The following is a 17,707-nucleotide window of genomic DNA, read 5'->3' as shown; positions in this document are numbered from 1 at the left end:
AAATTTCTCATATCCAAGCCGCCATTGTTACCTTAAACTGAACTTCGTGTTACACATCTGTAAAAGGGATCAAATAATGACACAGACCGTACATTTTCAAGGCAATCCAGTGACTGTTGCAGGTCAACTGCCACAAGCTGGCGATAAAGCAAAAGACTTTACTTTGGTTGCGAAAGATTTATCTGATGTTGCCCTGAGCAGCTTCATTGGCAAACGTAAAGTCCTGAATATCTTCCCAAGTATTGATACCGGCGTTTGTGCGGCATCGGTACGTAAATTCAATCAATTGGCTGGCGAACTTGAGAACACTGTCGTTCTTTGTATCTCCTCTGACCTGCCATTCGCTCAATCACGCTTTTGCGGTGCTGAAGGCCTGAGCAACGTAACGACCTTATCAACGCTGCGTGGCGCCGATTTCAAACAAGCTTATGGTGTGGCCATTACCGAAGGCCCATTGGCTGGTTTGACTGCGCGTGCTGTGGTGGTTCTGGATGGGCAAGATAACGTTATCTACAGTGAACTGGTTAATGAAATCACCACTGAACCAAACTATGATGCCGCCCTGGCAGCATTGAAGTAACTGGTTAACTTGGGTTTAACTAAACCGGAGCATTAACTCAAAACGGCTGGCCCATCTGGGTACAGCCGTTTTTTAATACAATCCGTTTTTAATACAATCCATTTATAGCAACGTATTGCTCTGTTGCTTACTCTTCTTCGCTGTTATCACTGACTGGCCGCTTACTGCTTAAACCATATTCGCGCAACTTGTTGGCAATCGCGGTATGCGAGACGCCAAGGCGCTTGGCCAATTTACGTGTACTGGGATAATTACGATAAAGACGGGTCAGCACTGAGCGTTCAAAGCGTTTGCTGATGTCATCAAGCGAACCATCAAGCACTTCGTCCCCCAGTACGGCTTCAACTTCGAACTCCGGCAAGATAATGTCCTGGGGCCGTAGTTCGAAACCGTCCAATTGGGTCAGAGCGCGATAAATGGCATTTTTCAACTGCCGTACATTGCCGGGCCAACCATAATTAGTCAGAAAACTGCTCAGTTCAGGAGCCAACTTCGGCCGTGGCACGCCTTGTTCGTCCGAAAAGCGGGCAACGAACAATTCGGTCAGTGGCATGATATCAGCCTGACGCTCACGCAATGGTGGCAAGGTGATAGTCAGCACATTAAGGCGATAATAGAGATCTTCACGAAACTCACCACGCTGAACCAACTCCACCAGGTTCTTTTGCGTGGCGCAAATAACCCGAACATCGACATGCACTTCATGTTCTTCCCCGACACGGCGGAAGGTACCATCGTTTAGGAATCGCAACAGTTTGATTTGCATGCGCGGCGACATTTCGCCGATTTCATCCAGTAGCACCGAGCCACCATTCGCCTGCTCAAAGAAGCCTTTTTTACCTTCGATGGCATTCGGGTAAGCCCCGGCTGCATAGCCGAATAGCTCGCTTTCTACCACATCGTCCGGCATTGAAGCACAATTAAGGCCAAGGAAAGGCATTTTCCCGCGCGGGCTACGCAAGTGACAGGCGTGAGCCAAGAGATCTTTACCAGTACCGGTATCACCGACCAATAGCAAGGGGGCATCCAGCATCGCCAATTTACGGGCTTGCTCAAGCACTTGGCGCATCTTAACGCTGGTGGCAACAATCTGTTTAAATTCAGTATCATCGTTAACTGATAAGATTTGTAACTGTTTACCCATGCGCGCCGTGGATTTTAACATCACCACTGCACCCACTGTTTGGTTCTGCTGATGCTCGTCTTCAAGCTCGATGGGGGTTATCTCCATCAGGTAATCCTGATTGTTGATCAACACCCGTTCGGTATGAGGCGCGGTTTCCCCCCCTTCAAACCAACGGGCAAAGTTATATCCCCCGAGCAGGCTGCCGGCAGTTTTGTGGCGAATACGCTCCTCATGAAGGGAGAAAAGCTCACGGGCCGCAGGGTTCGCTAACTCAAGATTACCTCTTAAATCAATGGAGAATACCGGTTCTGGCATCGATTCAAGTAACGCTCGCAGCGCGCGGTGTTCACGTTCTGATGGCATAAAGGAGACGGTTCGAACGTCTGTTACCCCCTCGATACGTCGAATATCCATCATTAAAGCACTGAATACACTGAAATCCAGTTGAGAAAAGTTCAGGTAAATACGCCCTATCGGATCAATTTCGATCCCCCGTAAATCAATGCTGCGTAAAACCAAGAGATCAAGTAACTCTCTGGTGAGACCGAGTCGGTCTTCACAAAAAACTTCCAAGCGCATCAGTATCGACCTTATATAGTGCAGGTGCGGAGTCTCTGCTTATGATAATACCCTGTCCCCCCTTGCTGATGAAGCAGTCTGTCAGCAAAAGTTGACAGGAATCGGGTTTTTGCTGATTTTTTTCCCGACCAATACTAGCAAGGTAAGATTTTCAGCGCCTGTGCGCCATACATCTAGCGAGTTATTAGTTTTTATAAGAATAATTCAGAATAATATAATGCCTGACTATATCAGTCCCTTCGTCAAGGTGAGGTGACACTTTGCATTCCATCGGCCAACTGGCTATAGTAGAGGTAGCCATATGACCGAGGAGGTTACATGAGAGCTTATCAGCCTACCCCCACAACCAAGGCAGGGGCGCTCTGGCGTGAAATTGGTTTGCCGGCCAGTCGTGGCACGGTATTGGTGGATAGCATCAAATTGGGTTTTTCTGTCGATGTCATCGATAGCATCCATCTCTGGGCGTCCATACCTAAATCTGAAGTATTGCGTGCTACCGGTATTCCCAGCCGTAGTCTAACCCGCAGACGCACCCATGATGGCCGTTTCACACCGGAAGAGAGCGAGCGAATTGCGCGTTTCGTGCGAGTAATGGATGCCGCCGTTGATCTATTTGGTGGTGATAAAGGCAAAGCCATCGTCTGGATGTCGACGCCAATTAAGGGGCTTGGGCATCGCAGCCCTGACTCACTGTTGGAGACCGAAACCGGCGCGCTAGAAATCTGTGATTTAATTGGCCGGCTGGAACACGGTGTATTTTCATAGCTGAGTGCCAGGAAGGATAAAAGTTGTATAGGGAAGATGACATGGATAAGTTCACAATTACTAGCAACCCGACGGGGCAATACTTATGATGCTCTATCGCATTGTGATGCGCCGTTATCTTGCTTCAACCTGGACCGGCTATGGCGCTGAAATCTATGGCGGCCGCTGGAATCATAAAGGCCACGCTGCCATCTATTTAGCCAGTAGTGTGTCACTGGCAATGCTGGAAACACTGGTGCATATTCAAGACAGCTCAACACTCAGTGAGTTTGAATTATTTCAAATTGAGATTGATGATAGCAATATCATGCTGTTACAGCCACAGGATTGGCCCATTGACTGGCGTAACGACCCCGCACCTGTCGCTACGATGGATATCGGCACCGAGTGGTTGGCATCAGAATCATCAATTGGATTACTGGTCCCGTCCACACTGGTGCCATCAGAACACAATATGCTGGTCAACCCACGCCACAAAGATTTTCAGACCTGTTTGAGTACCGCTAAAACACTCTCCTTCGCCTTCGATCCGCGATTGAAATAGCCAACCGGCTATGGCTTAGCTTGGTCTTTTTTCGGCAGCGTATTTTTCAATTGGCTAATCAACTGGCGGCGAAAATCTCCCAGTTTAGGTTTATCACCATCCAGCCATGGCAACGGGCGACATAGCTCCATCGCTTTGATACCCAGTCGGGCGGTCAGTAGCCCCGCCCCGATCCCTTGCGCCGCACGAGCCGATAAACGCGCGGCCAAATCCTGTGACAACCAGTCCATACCCACTTCTCGTACCAATTCGGAAGCCCCGGCAAAAGCAATGTTCAGTAACACTAAGCGGAATAACCGAATTCGGCTGAAATATCCCAATTCGATACCATACAAAGCAGCAATACGATTAATCAGACGAATATTACGCCAGGCGATAAAGGCCATATCCACCAACGCCAGAGGACTGACCGCAATCATTAATGCTGATTCAGCAGCGTAGCGGCTAATTTCTGCCCGTGCCTGATTATCCAGTGCTGGCTGTACCAGTTTGGCATATAACTCAACCACTTCTCGATCGTTATGCGTCTCATGCAAGGACGCCTGCCAACGTTGCAGTGCCGGATGCCCTTGATCCAGTCCGGCCTGACGCGCCAGTTTTTCACAAAAGGTGCGCCCTTGCCCGATACCGTGACTCACCAAGAGTTCACGGGCGATATCTCGCTCTTGTGCCCGCTGGCGTAAACGGTATAAGCGCCGCCACTCGGTCAACACCGAACCAACTCCGGCCACCACAATCAGCCCACCGGCAGTCGTTGCCCCCAGTGCTATCCAATCCTGCTGCTGCCAAGCCTGATTAACCCATTGCACTGACTGGGCAATTACACTGACACCAAAGAGTGCCAGTCCGGCCGTCACCATTTTGCGCCACAGACTGCGTTTGGGTTTCAGCGCAGCATTCACCAACCCTTCCACCCGCCCTTCTTCATCTTCAGCGTCTAGTTCAGGTGCCGCAGGGTAGAAGTTCTCCGCGGTTTGTTGATCAAAAGCCTGTGCTGCTTTTAATACTGGCTCATCAAGAGGCTGCAAAGGCTGTTCAAAATCTATCCGTGGTTTCAACGGCTCACTCATCGCAACTTATCTCCCAATAAGAACTCCATCACTGCATCCAGCCGAATATGGGGCAATGGGCTATCAACATTCACCGCTTGTGGACGAAATTCATCAAAATGAAAACCCTGTTGCTGCCAGAATGCCGGACCAGGCAAACGCGCCGGGACATCCCCCGGGAATACCGTCAGCGGTACACCATCCAGTAGGCGATGGCCACGCAATGCAGGGATTTTTTGCCCCTGATGTTCGACTATGCCACTTTCTGTCGCCTGTACCGATGCTAGCCCAACACAATCCATACTGATCCCTTCGAAAGCAGCATTTTGCCAGGCTTCCTGCACCAATTGCTGGAGTAACGATACTAGATTCGCGTGTTGATCCGCCGTCACGTGATCCGCTTTAGTCGCCGCAAACATCAGCTTATCGATACACGGCGAGAATAAGCGACGGAATAACGTTCGTTTTCCGTAATGGAAACTCTGCATTAATTGTGTCAGAGCCAGGCGCATATCGTTGAATGCCTGCGGCCCGCTGTTCAAAGGTTGCAAACAATCCACCAGCACAATTTGTCGATCAAATCGGACAAAATGTTCTTTATAAAAACCTTTCACCACCGAGTTGCAGTAATAGCTAAAACGGGTGCGTAACATACCCAAATTGGAATGTTTATCCGCCTGCGCCAGCCGTGATTCACTCAGTTCATTCACCTCCGGCCACGGGAAAAACTGTAGTGCAGGCGCACCAGCCATATCACCAGGCAGGACAAACCGCCCGGGTTGAATGAAATGCAGGCCTTCATTCTTGCAGCGAATAAGATAATCGGTATAGGCCTGTGCAATGGCCGCTAGCTGGTTTTCGTCTGCCGGTGCTAACGGATCACACTGCTGACACAATGTTAGCCAAGGTTTGGCCCACTGTGCGCGATCCCCTTGTAGTAGACCAGCCATCTGGCGGGACCAGCTTAAATAGTCCTGTTCCAACATAGGCAGGTCCAGTAACCATTCACCGGGGTAATCGACAATCTCCAAATAAAGTGTCGATGTCTCTTTAAAGTGGCGCAAAAGCGAATCACCAGAACGAAAGCGCAATGCTAAGCGAATTTCACTGACACCACGGGTTGGGGTTGGCCAGTTTGGCGGGGTGCCATATAAAGACGCCAATCCTTCATCATAGGTAAAACGTTGAATACCCAAATCACGCTGCGGTACCCGTTTTACACCCAGTAGCCGCTCTTCGCGCACAGCCGAAAACAGCGGTAAACGTGCACCGCTGTGGACATGAAGTAATTGATTCACTAACGAAGTAATAAAGGCAGTTTTCCCGCTGCAGCTCAAGCCGGTTACCGCTAATCGCAGATGGCGATCCATCCCACGATTAACCAAAGACGTGATCTCATTTTGCAGTCGTTTCATGCTTCTCCTTGGCAAATTGGCCAGCAGCTGCCTGCATTGCGCGTTTTAACATTGGCTCGAGCAGCATCAGCAGCAACCAACGCAGGGGCTTGCGACTCACACTCTTTACTATCAAGCCAGCCGCACTGGCTGGGCCATAGGCCAATGCAACAGTAAAGATAATTTTAACCAGTGACGTTAATACTACACCTGCACGTGAACGGGCGGGATTATTGTTCATCTTTTGCCCTCCGGCAGGCTGTATGGATAGGTAAGTAACATCTATGGGCAACATTCCCGGCTGCAATAATTGGTAACACTACAACTGGCGAAAACGGCTCTGGACACCAAAAGTCTCAGAGGTGACATAGCGCTCTACCTGGCGCAAACGCTGTTCCCCGGCGCCCAACTCAAACTCTAGTTGATCCAGCAGCTGACGAGGCGTTGCTTCATGCTGCCCATTAAAACTGGCTGCGGGGACCGGTTCCAGTATAAAAGTCAGTACGATATAGGCCGCGATAGTGAAAACAAACAAACCAAAGAACAGAGATAACACCACCATCACCCGAATCAATCGTACTGGAATATCAAAATAGTGGGCCAGACCAGCACACACCCCTTTGATCATGCCCTCTTCTGGCACCCGGTACAGTTTTTTGCCACTTAACATATTATTTTTAAAAACATCGCCCATTATGACTGCCTCCAGTTCGGATGTTGCGCATCAAGAATTTCTTCTAATGTTTGAATCCGTTCCCGCATCCGGCGAGCATCATCAGTTAACTGTGATAGGCGCTGCATATCCTGATGACTAAGCTGAGCGCCACTTTGCTGGCGATTGCTGTAATGCAGCCATAACCAAATAGGTGCGACAAACAGCACAAAAATGGTCAGTGGTATGGCAAGAAACAGGATACTCATTCGTTCCCCTTAATCATCTGGCGGGTATCCGCATTTAAATTATGGCAGGCCGCTTTATTGCTTACGGCCCGCTCGATATATTTTCGCCACTAAAGCGATAAAACAGAGCAAAAGATAGGGCTTACGCAAATGGGTCAAGACCATTACTCAGCCGAATTCATTTTCGCTTTCAGTGCGGCCAACTGGTTACTGATTTCATCATCTGCTTTCAGTTCAGCAAACTGGCTTTCCAGCGACTTTTGTTTGCCGACCCCCACAGTTTCAGCCTCAGCTTCCATATGGTCAATACGCCGCTCGAATTGCTCAAAACGTGCCATAGCTTCGTCGAGTTTCCCACTATCGAGCTGGCGGCGCACATCGCGAGATGACGCAGCAGCCTGATGGCGCAGGGTCAGCGCCTGTTGTCTGGCGCGGGTTTCAGTTAGCTTACTTTCCAACTCGCTAATTTCATGTTTCATGCGGCTCAGTGTTTCTTCTACTGTGGCCACTTCACGGGTCAGTGTATCAATCAATGCAGCAACTTTTTGTTTTTCAATCAGTGCCGCGCGGGCTAAATCTTCTTTATCTTTACGCAGAGCCAGCTCGGCTTTTTCCTGCCACTCTTGCTGCTGACTTTCGCTGTGATCGATGCGACGCAACAACTGTTTTTTCTCAGCTAATGCGCGGGCAGATGTTGAACGAATTTCGACTAGTGTATCTTCCATTTCCTGAATCATCAGGCGTACTAACTTTTGTGGATCTTCCGCTTTATCCAGCAATGTATTGATGTTGGCATTCACGATATCGGCAAAGCGTGAAAAAATACCCATAATGTATGTCCTCTTTGACTTAATGGCTTTCTGAAATAGCGGCGTCTGGTTGCATCCATTCGCCTAACTCTTGTGGAATAACTATTATCAAGAGTCGTGCCAACTTTTCATTAGTTTTAATAAGTTGAAAAATAACAAAAAAATATTTTCTGCTTAAATTAAGATAGAATGTAAAGTGAGTGTTTTAACTAACTATTGGCGAATTTCATCATGAGCGAGCAATTAGAAAACCTGTTAGGCGAAGCAAACTCTTTTGTTGAAGTGCTGGAGCAAGTTTCCGGGCTGGCAAAGTTGAATAAGCCGGTGTTGGTGATTGGTGAACGAGGCACCGGTAAAGAGTTGATTGCGCACCGGTTACATTATTTATCAAACCGTTGGCAAGGGCCATTCATCTCACTTAACTGTGCCGCATTGAATGAAAACTTACTTGACTCAGAATTATTTGGTCATGAAGCGGGGGCGTTTACCGGTGCGCAGAAGCGCCATCTGGGGCGTTTTGAACGAGCAGATGGGGGTACGCTCTTTTTAGATGAACTGGCAACAGCGCCTATGTTAGTGCAGGAAAAATTACTGCGTGTGATTGAGTATGGTCATCTGGAGCGCGTTGGCGGCAGTCAGCCGTTGCAAGTGGATGTCCGGCTGGTTTGTGCTACCAATGACAATTTACCCGCTTTAGCGCAGGCAGGTAAATTCCGCGCCGACCTGCTGGACCGGCTCGCCTTTGATGTAGTGCAACTACCACCGTTACGTGAACGTCAGCAAGATATCATGTTACTCGCTGAACACTTTGCCATCCAGATGTGTAGAGAGTTAGGTCTGCCGCTATTTCCCGGTTTTACGCCACAAGCTAAACAGCAACTACTGGATTATGACTGGCCGGGTAATGTGCGGGAGTTGAAAAATGTGGTGGAACGTTCAGTTTATCGCCACGGGAATAGTGACCAATCACTGGATAATATCATTATTAATCCTTTCGCACCCCGACAGCCTCGTGAAAACAAAGCGCCGCAAATGGCAGACGTTCACGTTTCTGAACTTCCTCAATTGCCTCTCGACCTAAAGCAGTGGTTGCAAAACAGTGAACAGCAAATGTTGAAACACGCTTTGGAACAGGCGCGGTTCAATCAACGCAAAGCGGCGAGTTTACTCGGGCTAACCTACCATCAGTTACGTGGCATGTTAAAGAAACATGCTATTTTAAGCGGTGATATCGGTCAGTAGAAAAGAATTAGCTTCTCATTTCGTTCAGTGCAGAGGATAATAACCGGCTGATCTGAGCGAAAAGCTAATGAACCCCCTCCAGCCCCCGTAGATATTTACCTTTAACACAGACATCGACAGGGAGATTAATTAAGTAAGCGGCTTGTGCAAAACTGGATAGCCCTTTCGCTCCATTACCATTAACTTTATCTTCTGCTATAGTTCCATACCATTTATCATCTATTTTAATATTAATCGCATTAAGCGACATATCATCCGGTCGCCACATAATAGTCGCATTATATTTTTTAATTATCTGATTATAAATCATCATGCTGTTATCAGCATCACATTGTGATTTTAAATCTCCAGGTTTAGTCGCCAATACCGAACTACAAAATAACACAATGGCCCCATAAATAACCACCTTCATAATATAACCCCTACATATTAGGAATATTAACTTTATAAAATAGCGATTAACTTAAACATTCTGCCATGACCTCGATAAATTGAATCTATACCCCGCTTGTGGTTCGTTGACTTCATACTGCCAAAACACGCCCTGACCATCGGTCTTATTCCCATTCTTAACATCCAGACTCGCATTATATTCAGAGTCGACGGTATTATTAAAGCATTGCGATAAGGATTCGCACTGGCACTCGATCGTGTTTGCCGATACAAAGGGTTAGGCATAAACTCATTAGCGATAACTTTGCCCTGACGCAACAGGTATGAAGTTGCTGACATAATTTGTTCTCCTAAAATTCTGCTATGCGCCATCCATTCCGATAAGAACGGCGAATAGCGAAAAATATGGTGAAGCTCCTGTTGCATACCACTCGCCCCCACGCGTAATATAAAATTCAATGTATAATCTGCGCTATACATATTACTATCAGCCCTTATCTGATAAAGATAAACCAGTGCATCACTGCCTATTGTCGTTTGTGTTTTTTTCAAAACTCTCTCTAAATAATTATAAGCAAAGATTTTATCGGCTGTAGTGGAAATAAATATACTATCCGCTGATGTGGCATGGTCACCACGGCAACTTCTGCCACTAAGGTGTTCTACTACAGAATCATTATCACCTAAAGAGTGAAAACCCTGACTGAATATCTCTTGATAATCGCGGGTATCAACACGCCAAACAATATCCGGCGGTTTAGCCCAACCACTCATACTTATTATATAAGAAATAAACAATAAAACCATTAATTGACATCGTTTCATAACGCCACCAGACTATATAAATACAGTTTCATCACTAATATTTTTCATTTATTAATATAGCAATGGATGTATTGATTTCATAATACAAAAAAACTGAGTGCACACAGGATAAATATCATTATCATTTATAATTAAATCGTGATCGAACGTCAGTACACATAACATATGAAAGGACCAGGCGACGCCAGGCAAAAAAAAAGCCAGCACCCGAGCTGGCTTAAAAAACACTGGAAGCAATGTGAGCAATGTCGTGCTTTCCTGTCTAAAACCAGAAGCTACTGGCCTTATCTCGAAGAGCAAAATGATGATAATGGTTATCAATAGCACTTGCAAACACTTTGTTGAGAATTTTTCTCATTCCCGCACTGATTATGATGGAATTATACTCAATTACAGCATCGAACACCGCCGCCGCCGCCCATTGCTCTCACTACATCCTCGCGTATAAACAACAATTTGCTGTTTATTCACCTCGATTGCTGCAACAACCAGCAGACAGTGCAGTTGTTTTACTCAATGGATTGGGGAGAGTGTCAGATTACGGTACACTAAGAGTATTGCTTACTTACTGCGAAGCGTTTATGCGTGCTTTACTTATTTGCTTGCTGTCGTTGTCTTGCCTTGCGACATCAGCGCTGGCGCAACCCGCCCCGGCCCCTCAACCCGCTCAACCGCTGCCGGATATCCGCCAACGTGGCTTCGTCTATTGTGTCAGCGGGATACTCAATACCTTTAATCCGCAGATGGCCAGTAGCGGATTGACCATCGATACCCTGGCAGCACAACTTTACGACCGCCTGCTGGACGTTGACCCGTATACCTACCGTTTAATCCCTGAACTAGCTGAAAGTTGGCAAGTGCTGGATAACGGCGCGACATATCGTTTTCATTTACGTAAAGACGTCCCCTTCCAGACCACCGATTGGTTTACCCCAACCCGGATGATGAACGCAGATGATGTGATATTCAGCTTTCAGCGGGTATTTGACTCACAACACCCCTACCACCATGTCAATGGTGGCGAGTATCCTTACTTCGACAGTTTACAATTTGCCGACGCAGTGCAAAGTGTCAAAAAACTGGATGATTATACGGTTGAATTTAAGCTGAAGGCTCCAGATGCCTCCTTCCTTTGGCATCTGGCTACCCATTATGCACCAGTACTCTCTGCCGAGTACGCCGACGTGTTGACCCAAAAAGGCCGACAAGAGCAGATCGATCGTGAGCCTGTGGGGACCGGTCCCTTCTTGTTGAACGAATATCGCTCCGGGCAATACATTCGTCTGTTCCGTAACAGTGATTATTGGAAAGGTTTACCGCGCATGCCGCAGGTGGTTATCGATCTGGGTGCGGGTGGTACTGGCCGCTTATCCAAACTACTGACCGGCGAGTGTGATGTGTTGGCCTATCCAGCAGCCAGCCAATTATCCATTTTACGAGATGACCCTCGCCTGCGTCTGACACTGCGCCCAGGGATGAATGTAGCTTATTTGGCATTCAACACCCGTAAGCCACCACTCAACGATCAGCGGGTGCGGCAGGCGATCGCATTATCGATTAACAACCAGCGATTAATGCAGTCAATCTATTACGGTACCGCTGAGACCGCAGCGTCTATTTTACCTCGTGCATCATGGGCATATGACAATCAGGCCCAGGTAACCGAATATAATCCAGAAAAAGCTAAAGAGATTCTAAAACAGCTTGGATTGACTAATTTACAATTCAATCTATGGGTGCCGACCGCCTCGCAATCTTATAATCCCAGCCCATTAAAAACGGCGGAACTGATTCAGGCTGATTTGGCTCAGGTGGGGATTACGGTCAATATAGTGCCGGTCGAAGGCCGATTCCAAGAGGCGCGGCTGATGGAGATGAATCACGACCTGACGCTGACGGGGTGGTCGACAGACAGTAATGACCCAGACAGTTTCTTCCGCCCGCTTTTAAGCTGTGCGGCAATTCGTTCGCAAACAAACTATGCTCATTGGTGTGATCCGGCGTTTGATGAATTGCTACAAAAAGCATTACGTTCCCAGCAATTATCCGCGCGTATTGAATATTATCAGCAAGCTCAGCGTATTTTGGAGCAACAATTGCCACTGTTGCCATTAGCATCTTCATTACGGTTACAGGCATACCGTTATGATATTAAAGGTTTGGTATTAAGCCCGTTTGGCAATTCTTCTTTTGCTGGCGTGTTCCGTGAGAGCAATGAGGGCAAAAAACCATGATTATCTTCACCTTACGCCGCTTATTACTATTAGTGATAACGTTGTTTATGTTGTCACTGGTCAGTTTTAGCCTGAGCTACTTTACCCCTCATGCGCCGTTAAATGGCGCATCCTTAATGGATGCTTACCGCTTCTATTTCAATAGCCTGTTTCAGTGGGACTTCGGGGTTTCTAGCATCAATGGTCAACCTATTAGCGAGCAATTGCGTGAAGCCTTCCCCGCCACCATGGAATTATGTGTACTGGCCTTTACACTAGCCCTATTTGTTGGTATTCCGCTGGGGATTATTGCCGGTGTGATGCGCGGGAAATGGGCTGATATCGCCATCAGTTCTGTCGCATTACTTGGTTTCTCAATTCCTGTATTCTGGTTGGCGCTGCTGTTGATGTTGTTCTTTTCACTGCATTTAGGTTGGCTGCCGGTTTCTGGCCGGTTTGACCTGTTATATCAAGTGAAACCGGTCACTGGTTTGGCTCTGGTCGATGCATGGCTATCACCTTCGCCGTATCGCAAAGAGATGATGCTCAGCGCTGTGCAGCATATGATCCTGCCAATCACCGCACTGGCGGTGGCCCCAACGACCGAAGTCATTCGCCTTATGCGCACCAGTACCGATGATGTTATTGGGCAAAACTACATTAAAGCCGCCGCCACTCGCGGCCTATCACGCTTTACCATTATTCGCCGCCATGTGCTGCATAATGCATTGCCGCCCATCATTCCAAAACTGGGGTTACAGTTTTCCACCATGCTGACGTTAGCGATGATAACCGAAGTGGTGTTTAACTGGCCGGGATTGGGCCGTTGGTTGATAAACGCCATTCGCCAGCAGGATTACGCCGCCATTTCTGCAGGGGTAATGGTGGTCGGGTCGTTGGTTATCGTCATTAACGTCCTGTCAGATATTCTGGGTGCAATGATGACACCGCTAAAGCATAAGGAATGGTATGCCCTTCGATAATGTCTACCGTGAGAAGAAAATGCCCAGCCCGTTGCTGTATACCTGGCGGCTTTTTTATGGCGATGCCTTGGCAATGGTGGGCTTCTACGGCGTACTCGCCCTCTTGGTGCTTTGTGTGTTGGGCAATACACTGGCACCCTATGCCCTTGACCAACAGTTTTTGGGCTACCAACTGCTCCCGCCTTCCTGGTCGCGCTATGGCAACGTTTCGTTCTTCCTTGGCACTGATGATCTCGGCCGCGATATTTTAAGCCGATTATTGGCAGGAACCGCATCGACTTATGGCTCGGCACTGTTAGTCACACTGGCTGCGGCGCTGTGTGGCGTGATCCTTGGTGTATTTGCCGGTATCACTCACGGCTTTCGCTCCGCTATTCTTAATCATGTACTGGATACCCTGCTCTCTATTCCGTCGCTGCTGCTGGCCATCATTGTGGTCGCCTTTGTCGGGCCGAGTTTAGAACATGCCATGTTCGCGGTTTGGCTGGCACTGCTACCCCGAATGGTACGAACCATTTATAGCGCCGTACATGATGAGTTGGATAAAGAATATGTTATTGCCGCCCGTTTAGATGGCGCGTCTACCCCTCATATTCTGGCTTATGCTATTTTCCCCAATATTGCCGCTATTTTGGTCACTGAATTTACCCGGGCACTATCAATGGCAATTTTGGATATTGCTGCGTTGGGTTTTTTGGATTTAGGCGCACAATTGCCCTCACCGGAATGGGGAGCGATGCTGGGGGACTCACTTGATTTAGTCTATGTCGCCCCGTGGACCGTGATGTTGCCGGGTGGCGCGATTTTAGTCAGCGTACTGCTAGTTAACCTGTTGGGTGACGGCATGCGCCGGGCAATTAATGCGGGGGTGGAATAATGCCGTTACTTGATATTCGTAACCTCACCATTGAATTTATGACCTCTGAAGGGATGGTCAAAGCGGTTGATCGCATCAGTATTACCCTGACTGAGGGTGAAGTTCGTGGTCTGGTGGGTGAATCCGGTTCAGGTAAAAGTTTAATCGCCAAAGCTATCTGTGGGGTCAGTAAAGATAACTGGCGCATTACCGCTGACCGTTTTCGCTTTGACGACATCGATCTGTTGCAATTGACCCCACGCGAACGACGCAAGGTGATCGGCCATAATATCTCGATGATTTTTCAGGAACCGCAATCCTGTCTGGATCCCTCAGAAAATATTGGTCAGCAATTGATACAAGCGATACCGGGCTGGACCTATAAAGGTCGCTGGTGGCAACGTTTTCATTGGCGCAAACGGCGGGCAATTGAGTTGCTGCACCGTGTAGGGATTAAAGACCACACAGATATTATGCGCAGTTATCCCTATGAGCTGACTGAAGGTGAATGCCAAAAGGTGATGATTGCCATTGCACTGGCTAATCAACCTCGGCTGCTTATCGCCGATGAACCTACCAATGCCATGGAACCCACCACTCAGGCACAAATTTTCCGTCTGCTGGCGCGACTTAATCAGAATAACAACACCACTATTTTGCTGATAAGCCATGACTTGCAGATGATGAGTAAATGGGCGAATCGGGTTAACGTGCTGTATTGCGGCCAAACTGTGGAAAGTGCCGTTTGCGAAGACCTGCTGGCCGCCCCCCACCACCCTTATACTCAGGCGCTGATCCGTGCCATGCCCGATTTTGGCCGCTCCCTGCCACATAAAAGTCGCTTAAATACCTTGCCTGGGGCTATTCCATCACTGGAGCATTTGCCCGTTGGCTGTCGTCTTGGGCCTCGCTGCCCTTATGCGCAAAAAACCTGTATTGAAACACCGCGCTTGCGGCTGGTAAAAAACCACGCCTTTGCCTGCCACTTCCCCTTAAATCTGGAGGAGCAATAATGGCAGAGACTCTGCTCGAAGTCCGTAATCTGAGCAAAACCTTCCGCTACCGCACCGGGTTATTTCGTCGTCAGCACGTAGAAGCGGTCAAATCGGTCAGTTTTACTTTACGCGAAGGCCAAACCCTGGCGGTGATTGGTGAGAACGGTTCCGGTAAATCCACCTTGGCAAAAATGCTGTCGGGCATGATTGAACCAACGGATGGTGAATTGCTGATTGACGATCATCGCCTGTCCTACGGTGATTATGCTTATCGCAGCCAACGTATCCGTATGATTTTTCAGGATCCGAGCACCTCACTTAACCCGCGTCAGCGCATCGGCCAGTTGTTGGATGCGCCACTGAAATTGAACACTGATTTAGACGCGGTGGCTCGTGAGCAACGAATCTATCAGACCTTGCGGCAAGTGGGATTACTGCCCGATCACGCTAACTATTATCCGCATATGTTGGCGTCCGGCCAGAAGCAGCGTATCGCACTGGCACGGGCACTTATCCTGCAACCTAAAGTGATTGTTGCCGATGAAGCACTGGCGTCTTTGGATATGTCCATGCGCTCACAGATTATTAATCTGATGCTGGAGTTACAGGAAAAACATGGCATATCTTATATTTATGTCACCCAGCACTTAGGCATGATGAAACATATCAGCGATCAGGTGATTGTGATGCATGAAGGAGAAGTGGTGGAGCGTGGTAGCACGGCCGAGGTGCTGGCATCCCCGCTGCACGATCTGACTAAGCGGCTGATTTCCAGCCACTTTGGTGAAGCTTTAACCGCCGATGCCTGGCGGCGGGACTCAGGCCATTTTTAGGCGGGTTTTCTGCCCTGCCATTTACCTCCACGATCACCCATTCCGCGCTCACCTCAGCGCGGATTTTTTCCTGCTTCTTTAGTCATTTATTCGCTAACGTAACAACATTTTTGTTATATATAATAATATGTTATTACTTTTAGTTATGGATTATGGTTTAACATTATTTTATCTCGCAAACTCAATCAGTAATGATATCCACTGTGTTCATTCCATAAAACAACAGGATATCTTGCCGATGTTGATACCGACTACTTTGCTATGCTCCCGGTCCGATACCGCACTACCTACCCTTGTCACTGATTCGCTCTCGGTTTATAGCCAAACGGTGCTTACAACCTCTTTATCGTTAACCTGGGCGCGTTGCTGTCCCTAACGGAGGTCATCATGGTGCAATTTCGACAACAGGATAATGCCCATTGGTATCATGAAACTCAACGCAGCGGTAACCCGGAGATCTACGCCGCCCCCGTCACCGAGGAGAGTTACAGTGCTAATAGTTGTAATGGCGATAATCTGCTGACAAATGAGAACAGCATTGAACAGGGTATCTTTTTGCTTGGCTTAGCCGATACTATTCCCGCCCGATTAGATGACCCGTTACGCCAGCATGCGGCGATTTTGTCTGCCTCAGATGCAATGTATCAGGCACTTTTCCCGCTCACTGTCGAGCTGAACCGAGACCACACCTTTTCACTGTATGACCGCTTAAGTACCGCACTGACGGTGGCACAAGTTACCGGGGTTCAACGGTTGTGCAGCCATTATGCCGCCCGCCTGACGCCACTTTCCAGCCCGGACGCATCGCGGGAAAGTAATATGCGACTGACACAGATAACCCAATATGCCCGTCAACTGGCCAGTCAGCCGACATTAATTGATAAGCATGCTTTGCAACAACTCGCTGATGTAGGTTTAACCGCTACAGATATTATTGTTTTATCGCAGATTATTGGTTTTGTTAGTTATCAAGCCAGAGTAGTGGCAGCCCTTTGTGCACTCGCTGGATATCCTACGGTAATATTGCCCGGTTTTCCGCGCATGGAAGATGCTCCCGCAGGCTTGATAGCGTCATCTGTAGCGCAATGGCAAGGTTGGTTACCCTCAAAGACAATCAATGAGGTCATTTCATCTGAGCCATCGTCAGATGACGCAGAGATAACCCTCAGTGAGTTGCTACAACACCATCAGCAAAGTCTGCTCGCGTACCGCACCATTATCACCCGCCAACATTATCCTCCGTTGCTGCCACCTGATTGGCTGGCATTGGTGGCGTTGGTGACTGCGCGCATCAATGGCAGTCGCTACTGTCTGGCTATCCATAAACACCAATTGCACCAATTAACCCCTAACACCACATTGATAACGGCACTTGACGCGGGGATTGATAACGCTTTGGCGACTCAATCTGATGAGCAGATTATCCACTGGCTTATCTATGCCGCAGCCGAGTTGACTCGCGCACCAGAACGCTTTAGCCATCAACATATCAGTCCATTGTTAGCTCTGGGTGTCAGTAATCAGCAACTGGTGAGTATCATCTTCGACACCGCCGCAGCCGGATGGACCAACCGGTTAAGACAAACGCTGGGGCAAGCTGTTTGATACTCGCCCGCAATTG

19 protein-coding genes are annotated in these 17,707 nt (G+C 48.2%); 10 read left to right on the top strand and 9 right to left on the bottom strand.

The window, feature by feature from the left end; translation table 11 throughout:
- Positions 1 to 76: 76 nt before the first annotated feature.
- Positions 77 to 580, top strand: coding sequence for a thiol peroxidase (gene tpx, locus V1953_RS09695; protein WP_083158775.1), 504 nt, complete (start codon positions 77 to 79; stop codon positions 578 to 580).
- 127 nt (positions 581 to 707) lie between these two features.
- Here tpx and tyrR read toward each other — a convergent pair whose 3' ends face one another.
- Positions 708 to 2,285 (bottom strand): transcriptional regulator TyrR, encoded by a 1,578-nt coding sequence (gene tyrR, locus V1953_RS09690; RefSeq protein WP_083158774.1) that lies wholly within the window; start codon positions 2,283 to 2,285, stop codon positions 708 to 710.
- A gap of 318 nt (positions 2,286 to 2,603) precedes the next feature.
- Between tyrR and V1953_RS09685 the strand changes: the two genes are divergently transcribed.
- A complete protein-coding gene (locus V1953_RS09685) occupies positions 2,604 to 3,050 on the top strand; it encodes a DUF2384 domain-containing protein (protein WP_083158773.1) in 447 nt (148 codons plus the stop codon).
- An 85-nt stretch (positions 3,051 to 3,135) separates the two neighbouring features.
- Entirely contained in the window at positions 3,136 to 3,594 is a 459-nt protein-coding gene (locus V1953_RS09680; protein ID WP_083158772.1) for an RES family NAD+ phosphorylase, read from the top strand.
- An 8-nt stretch (positions 3,595 to 3,602) separates the two neighbouring features.
- On the opposite strand, the gene V1953_RS09675 is transcribed toward V1953_RS09680, so the two are convergent.
- The 6 genes from V1953_RS09675 to pspA form a co-directional block, all read right to left on the bottom strand.
- Positions 3,603 to 4,664: a YcjF family protein gene (locus V1953_RS09675; protein ID WP_083158771.1), complete on the bottom strand. Its 1,062-nt coding sequence runs from the start codon at positions 4,662 to 4,664 to the stop codon at positions 3,603 to 3,605.
- Positions 4,661 to 6,058: a YcjX family protein gene (locus V1953_RS09670; protein ID WP_442850854.1), complete on the bottom strand. Its 1,398-nt coding sequence runs from the start codon at positions 6,056 to 6,058 to the stop codon at positions 4,661 to 4,663. Before V1953_RS09670 ends, V1953_RS09675 begins: the two co-directional genes overlap by 4 nt.
- On the bottom strand, positions 6,039 to 6,278 hold the full coding sequence (gene pspD, locus V1953_RS09665) for a phage shock protein PspD (protein WP_083158769.1): 240 nt from the start codon (positions 6,276 to 6,278) through the stop codon (positions 6,039 to 6,041). The genes V1953_RS09670 and pspD overlap by 20 nt, the downstream gene beginning before the upstream one ends.
- A 78-nt stretch (positions 6,279 to 6,356) precedes the next feature.
- Positions 6,357 to 6,731, bottom strand: a complete 375-nt coding sequence (gene pspC / locus V1953_RS09660) for an envelope stress response membrane protein PspC (protein WP_193784654.1) — start codon at positions 6,729 to 6,731, stop codon at positions 6,357 to 6,359.
- On the bottom strand, positions 6,731 to 6,958 hold the full coding sequence (gene pspB / locus V1953_RS09655) for an envelope stress response membrane protein PspB (RefSeq protein ID WP_032906081.1): 228 nt from the start codon (positions 6,956 to 6,958) through the stop codon (positions 6,731 to 6,733). Before pspB ends, pspC begins: the two co-directional genes overlap by 1 nt.
- Before the next feature lie 143 nt (positions 6,959 to 7,101).
- Positions 7,102 to 7,767, bottom strand: a complete 666-nt coding sequence (pspA, locus tag V1953_RS09650; RefSeq protein ID WP_083158768.1) for a phage shock protein PspA — start codon at positions 7,765 to 7,767, stop codon at positions 7,102 to 7,104.
- 210 nt (positions 7,768 to 7,977) lie between these two features.
- Here pspA and pspF point away from each other — a divergent pair, with 210 nt between their 5' ends.
- A complete protein-coding gene (gene pspF, locus V1953_RS09645) occupies positions 7,978 to 8,988 on the top strand; it encodes a phage shock protein operon transcriptional activator (RefSeq protein ID WP_372569218.1) in 1,011 nt (336 codons plus the stop codon).
- Positions 8,989 to 9,052: 64 nt separating this feature from the next.
- Here the strand turns inward: pspF and ytxB are convergent, their stop codons facing one another.
- Together ytxB and ytxA are read right to left on the bottom strand one after the other, a co-directional pair.
- Positions 9,053 to 9,400 (bottom strand): putative AB5 enterotoxin binding subunit YtxB, encoded by a 348-nt coding sequence (ytxB, locus tag V1953_RS09640; RefSeq protein ID WP_083158766.1) that lies wholly within the window; start codon positions 9,398 to 9,400, stop codon positions 9,053 to 9,055.
- A gap of 32 nt (positions 9,401 to 9,432) precedes the next feature.
- The gene (gene ytxA / locus V1953_RS09635) at positions 9,433 to 10,206 is read right to left on the bottom strand and encodes a putative AB5 enterotoxin ADP-ribosylating subunit YtxA (protein WP_102970402.1); all 774 of its coding nucleotides are present in this window, start codon (positions 10,204 to 10,206) and stop codon (positions 9,433 to 9,435) included.
- A 581-nt stretch (positions 10,207 to 10,787) separates the two neighbouring features.
- Between ytxA and sapA the strand changes: the two genes are divergently transcribed.
- The 6 genes from sapA (at position 10,788) to V1953_RS09605 (ending at position 17,691) form a co-directional block, all read left to right on the top strand.
- The gene (sapA, locus tag V1953_RS09630; protein WP_372569884.1) at positions 10,788 to 12,440 is read left to right on the top strand and encodes an ABC transporter substrate-binding protein SapA; all 1,653 of its coding nucleotides are present in this window, start codon (positions 10,788 to 10,790) and stop codon (positions 12,438 to 12,440) included.
- Positions 12,437 to 13,402 carry a putrescine export ABC transporter permease SapB gene (gene sapB, locus V1953_RS09625; RefSeq protein WP_083158764.1) on the top strand — a complete coding sequence of 322 codons (966 nt, stop codon included), beginning with the start codon at positions 12,437 to 12,439 and terminating at the stop codon, positions 13,400 to 13,402. Before sapA ends, sapB begins: the two co-directional genes overlap by 4 nt.
- Positions 13,389 to 14,279, top strand: coding sequence for a putrescine export ABC transporter permease SapC (gene sapC / locus V1953_RS09620; protein ID WP_083158763.1), 891 nt, complete (start codon positions 13,389 to 13,391; stop codon positions 14,277 to 14,279). Before sapB ends, sapC begins: the two co-directional genes overlap by 14 nt.
- Positions 14,279 to 15,271: a putrescine export ABC transporter ATP-binding protein SapD gene (gene sapD / locus V1953_RS09615; RefSeq protein WP_083158762.1), complete on the top strand. Its 993-nt coding sequence runs from the start codon at positions 14,279 to 14,281 to the stop codon at positions 15,269 to 15,271. The genes sapC and sapD overlap by 1 nt, the downstream gene beginning before the upstream one ends.
- Complete coding sequence (gene sapF / locus V1953_RS09610; protein ID WP_032906086.1) at positions 15,271 to 16,086, top strand: putrescine export ABC transporter ATP-binding protein SapF; 816 nt, start codon at positions 15,271 to 15,273, stop codon at positions 16,084 to 16,086. Before sapD ends, sapF begins: the two co-directional genes overlap by 1 nt.
- Before the next feature lie 387 nt (positions 16,087 to 16,473).
- Positions 16,474 to 17,691 carry a CMD domain-containing protein gene (locus V1953_RS09605; protein WP_372569221.1) on the top strand — a complete coding sequence of 406 codons (1,218 nt, stop codon included), beginning with the start codon at positions 16,474 to 16,476 and terminating at the stop codon, positions 17,689 to 17,691.
- The last annotated feature ends 16 nt before the right edge of the window (positions 17,692 to 17,707 follow it).

The sequence above is a fragment of the Yersinia sp. 2541 StPb PI genome (assembly GCF_052217145.1).
Lineage (GTDB): Bacteria > Pseudomonadota > Gammaproteobacteria > Enterobacterales > Enterobacteriaceae > Yersinia > Yersinia enterocolitica_E.
This window is presented reverse-complemented; position numbering and strand designations above follow the sequence as displayed.

Coding starts and splice junctions, on each gene's coding strand:
- tpx (WP_083158775.1), top strand. CDS start 77: ATGACACAGACCGTACATTTTCAAGGCAATCCAGTGACTGTTGCAGGT.
- tyrR (WP_083158774.1), bottom strand. CDS start 2,285: ATGCGCTTGGAAGTTTTTTGTGAAGACCGACTCGGTCTCACCAGAGAG.
- V1953_RS09685 (WP_083158773.1), top strand. CDS start 2,604: ATGAGAGCTTATCAGCCTACCCCCACAACCAAGGCAGGGGCGCTCTGG.
- V1953_RS09680 (WP_083158772.1), top strand. CDS start 3,136: ATGATGCTCTATCGCATTGTGATGCGCCGTTATCTTGCTTCAACCTGG.
- V1953_RS09675 (WP_083158771.1), bottom strand. CDS start 4,664: ATGAGTGAGCCGTTGAAACCACGGATAGATTTTGAACAGCCTTTGCAG.
- V1953_RS09670 (WP_442850854.1), bottom strand. CDS start 6,058: ATGAAACGACTGCAAAATGAGATCACGTCTTTGGTTAATCGTGGGATG.
- pspD (WP_083158769.1), bottom strand. CDS start 6,278: ATGAACAATAATCCCGCCCGTTCACGTGCAGGTGTAGTATTAACGTCA.
- pspC (WP_193784654.1), bottom strand. CDS start 6,731: ATGGGCGATGTTTTTAAAAATAATATGTTAAGTGGCAAAAAACTGTAC.
- pspB (WP_032906081.1), bottom strand. CDS start 6,958: ATGAGTATCCTGTTTCTTGCCATACCACTGACCATTTTTGTGCTGTTT.
- pspA (WP_083158768.1), bottom strand. CDS start 7,767: ATGGGTATTTTTTCACGCTTTGCCGATATCGTGAATGCCAACATCAAT.
- pspF (WP_372569218.1), top strand. CDS start 7,978: ATGAGCGAGCAATTAGAAAACCTGTTAGGCGAAGCAAACTCTTTTGTT.
- ytxB (WP_083158766.1), bottom strand. CDS start 9,400: ATGAAGGTGGTTATTTATGGGGCCATTGTGTTATTTTGTAGTTCGGTA.
- ytxA (WP_102970402.1), bottom strand. CDS start 10,206: ATGAAACGATGTCAATTAATGGTTTTATTGTTTATTTCTTATATAATA.
- sapA (WP_372569884.1), top strand. CDS start 10,788: ATGCGTGCTTTACTTATTTGCTTGCTGTCGTTGTCTTGCCTTGCGACA.
- sapB (WP_083158764.1), top strand. CDS start 12,437: ATGATTATCTTCACCTTACGCCGCTTATTACTATTAGTGATAACGTTG.
- sapC (WP_083158763.1), top strand. CDS start 13,389: ATGCCCTTCGATAATGTCTACCGTGAGAAGAAAATGCCCAGCCCGTTG.
- sapD (WP_083158762.1), top strand. CDS start 14,279: ATGCCGTTACTTGATATTCGTAACCTCACCATTGAATTTATGACCTCT.
- sapF (WP_032906086.1), top strand. CDS start 15,271: ATGGCAGAGACTCTGCTCGAAGTCCGTAATCTGAGCAAAACCTTCCGC.
- V1953_RS09605 (WP_372569221.1), top strand. CDS start 16,474: ATGGTGCAATTTCGACAACAGGATAATGCCCATTGGTATCATGAAACT.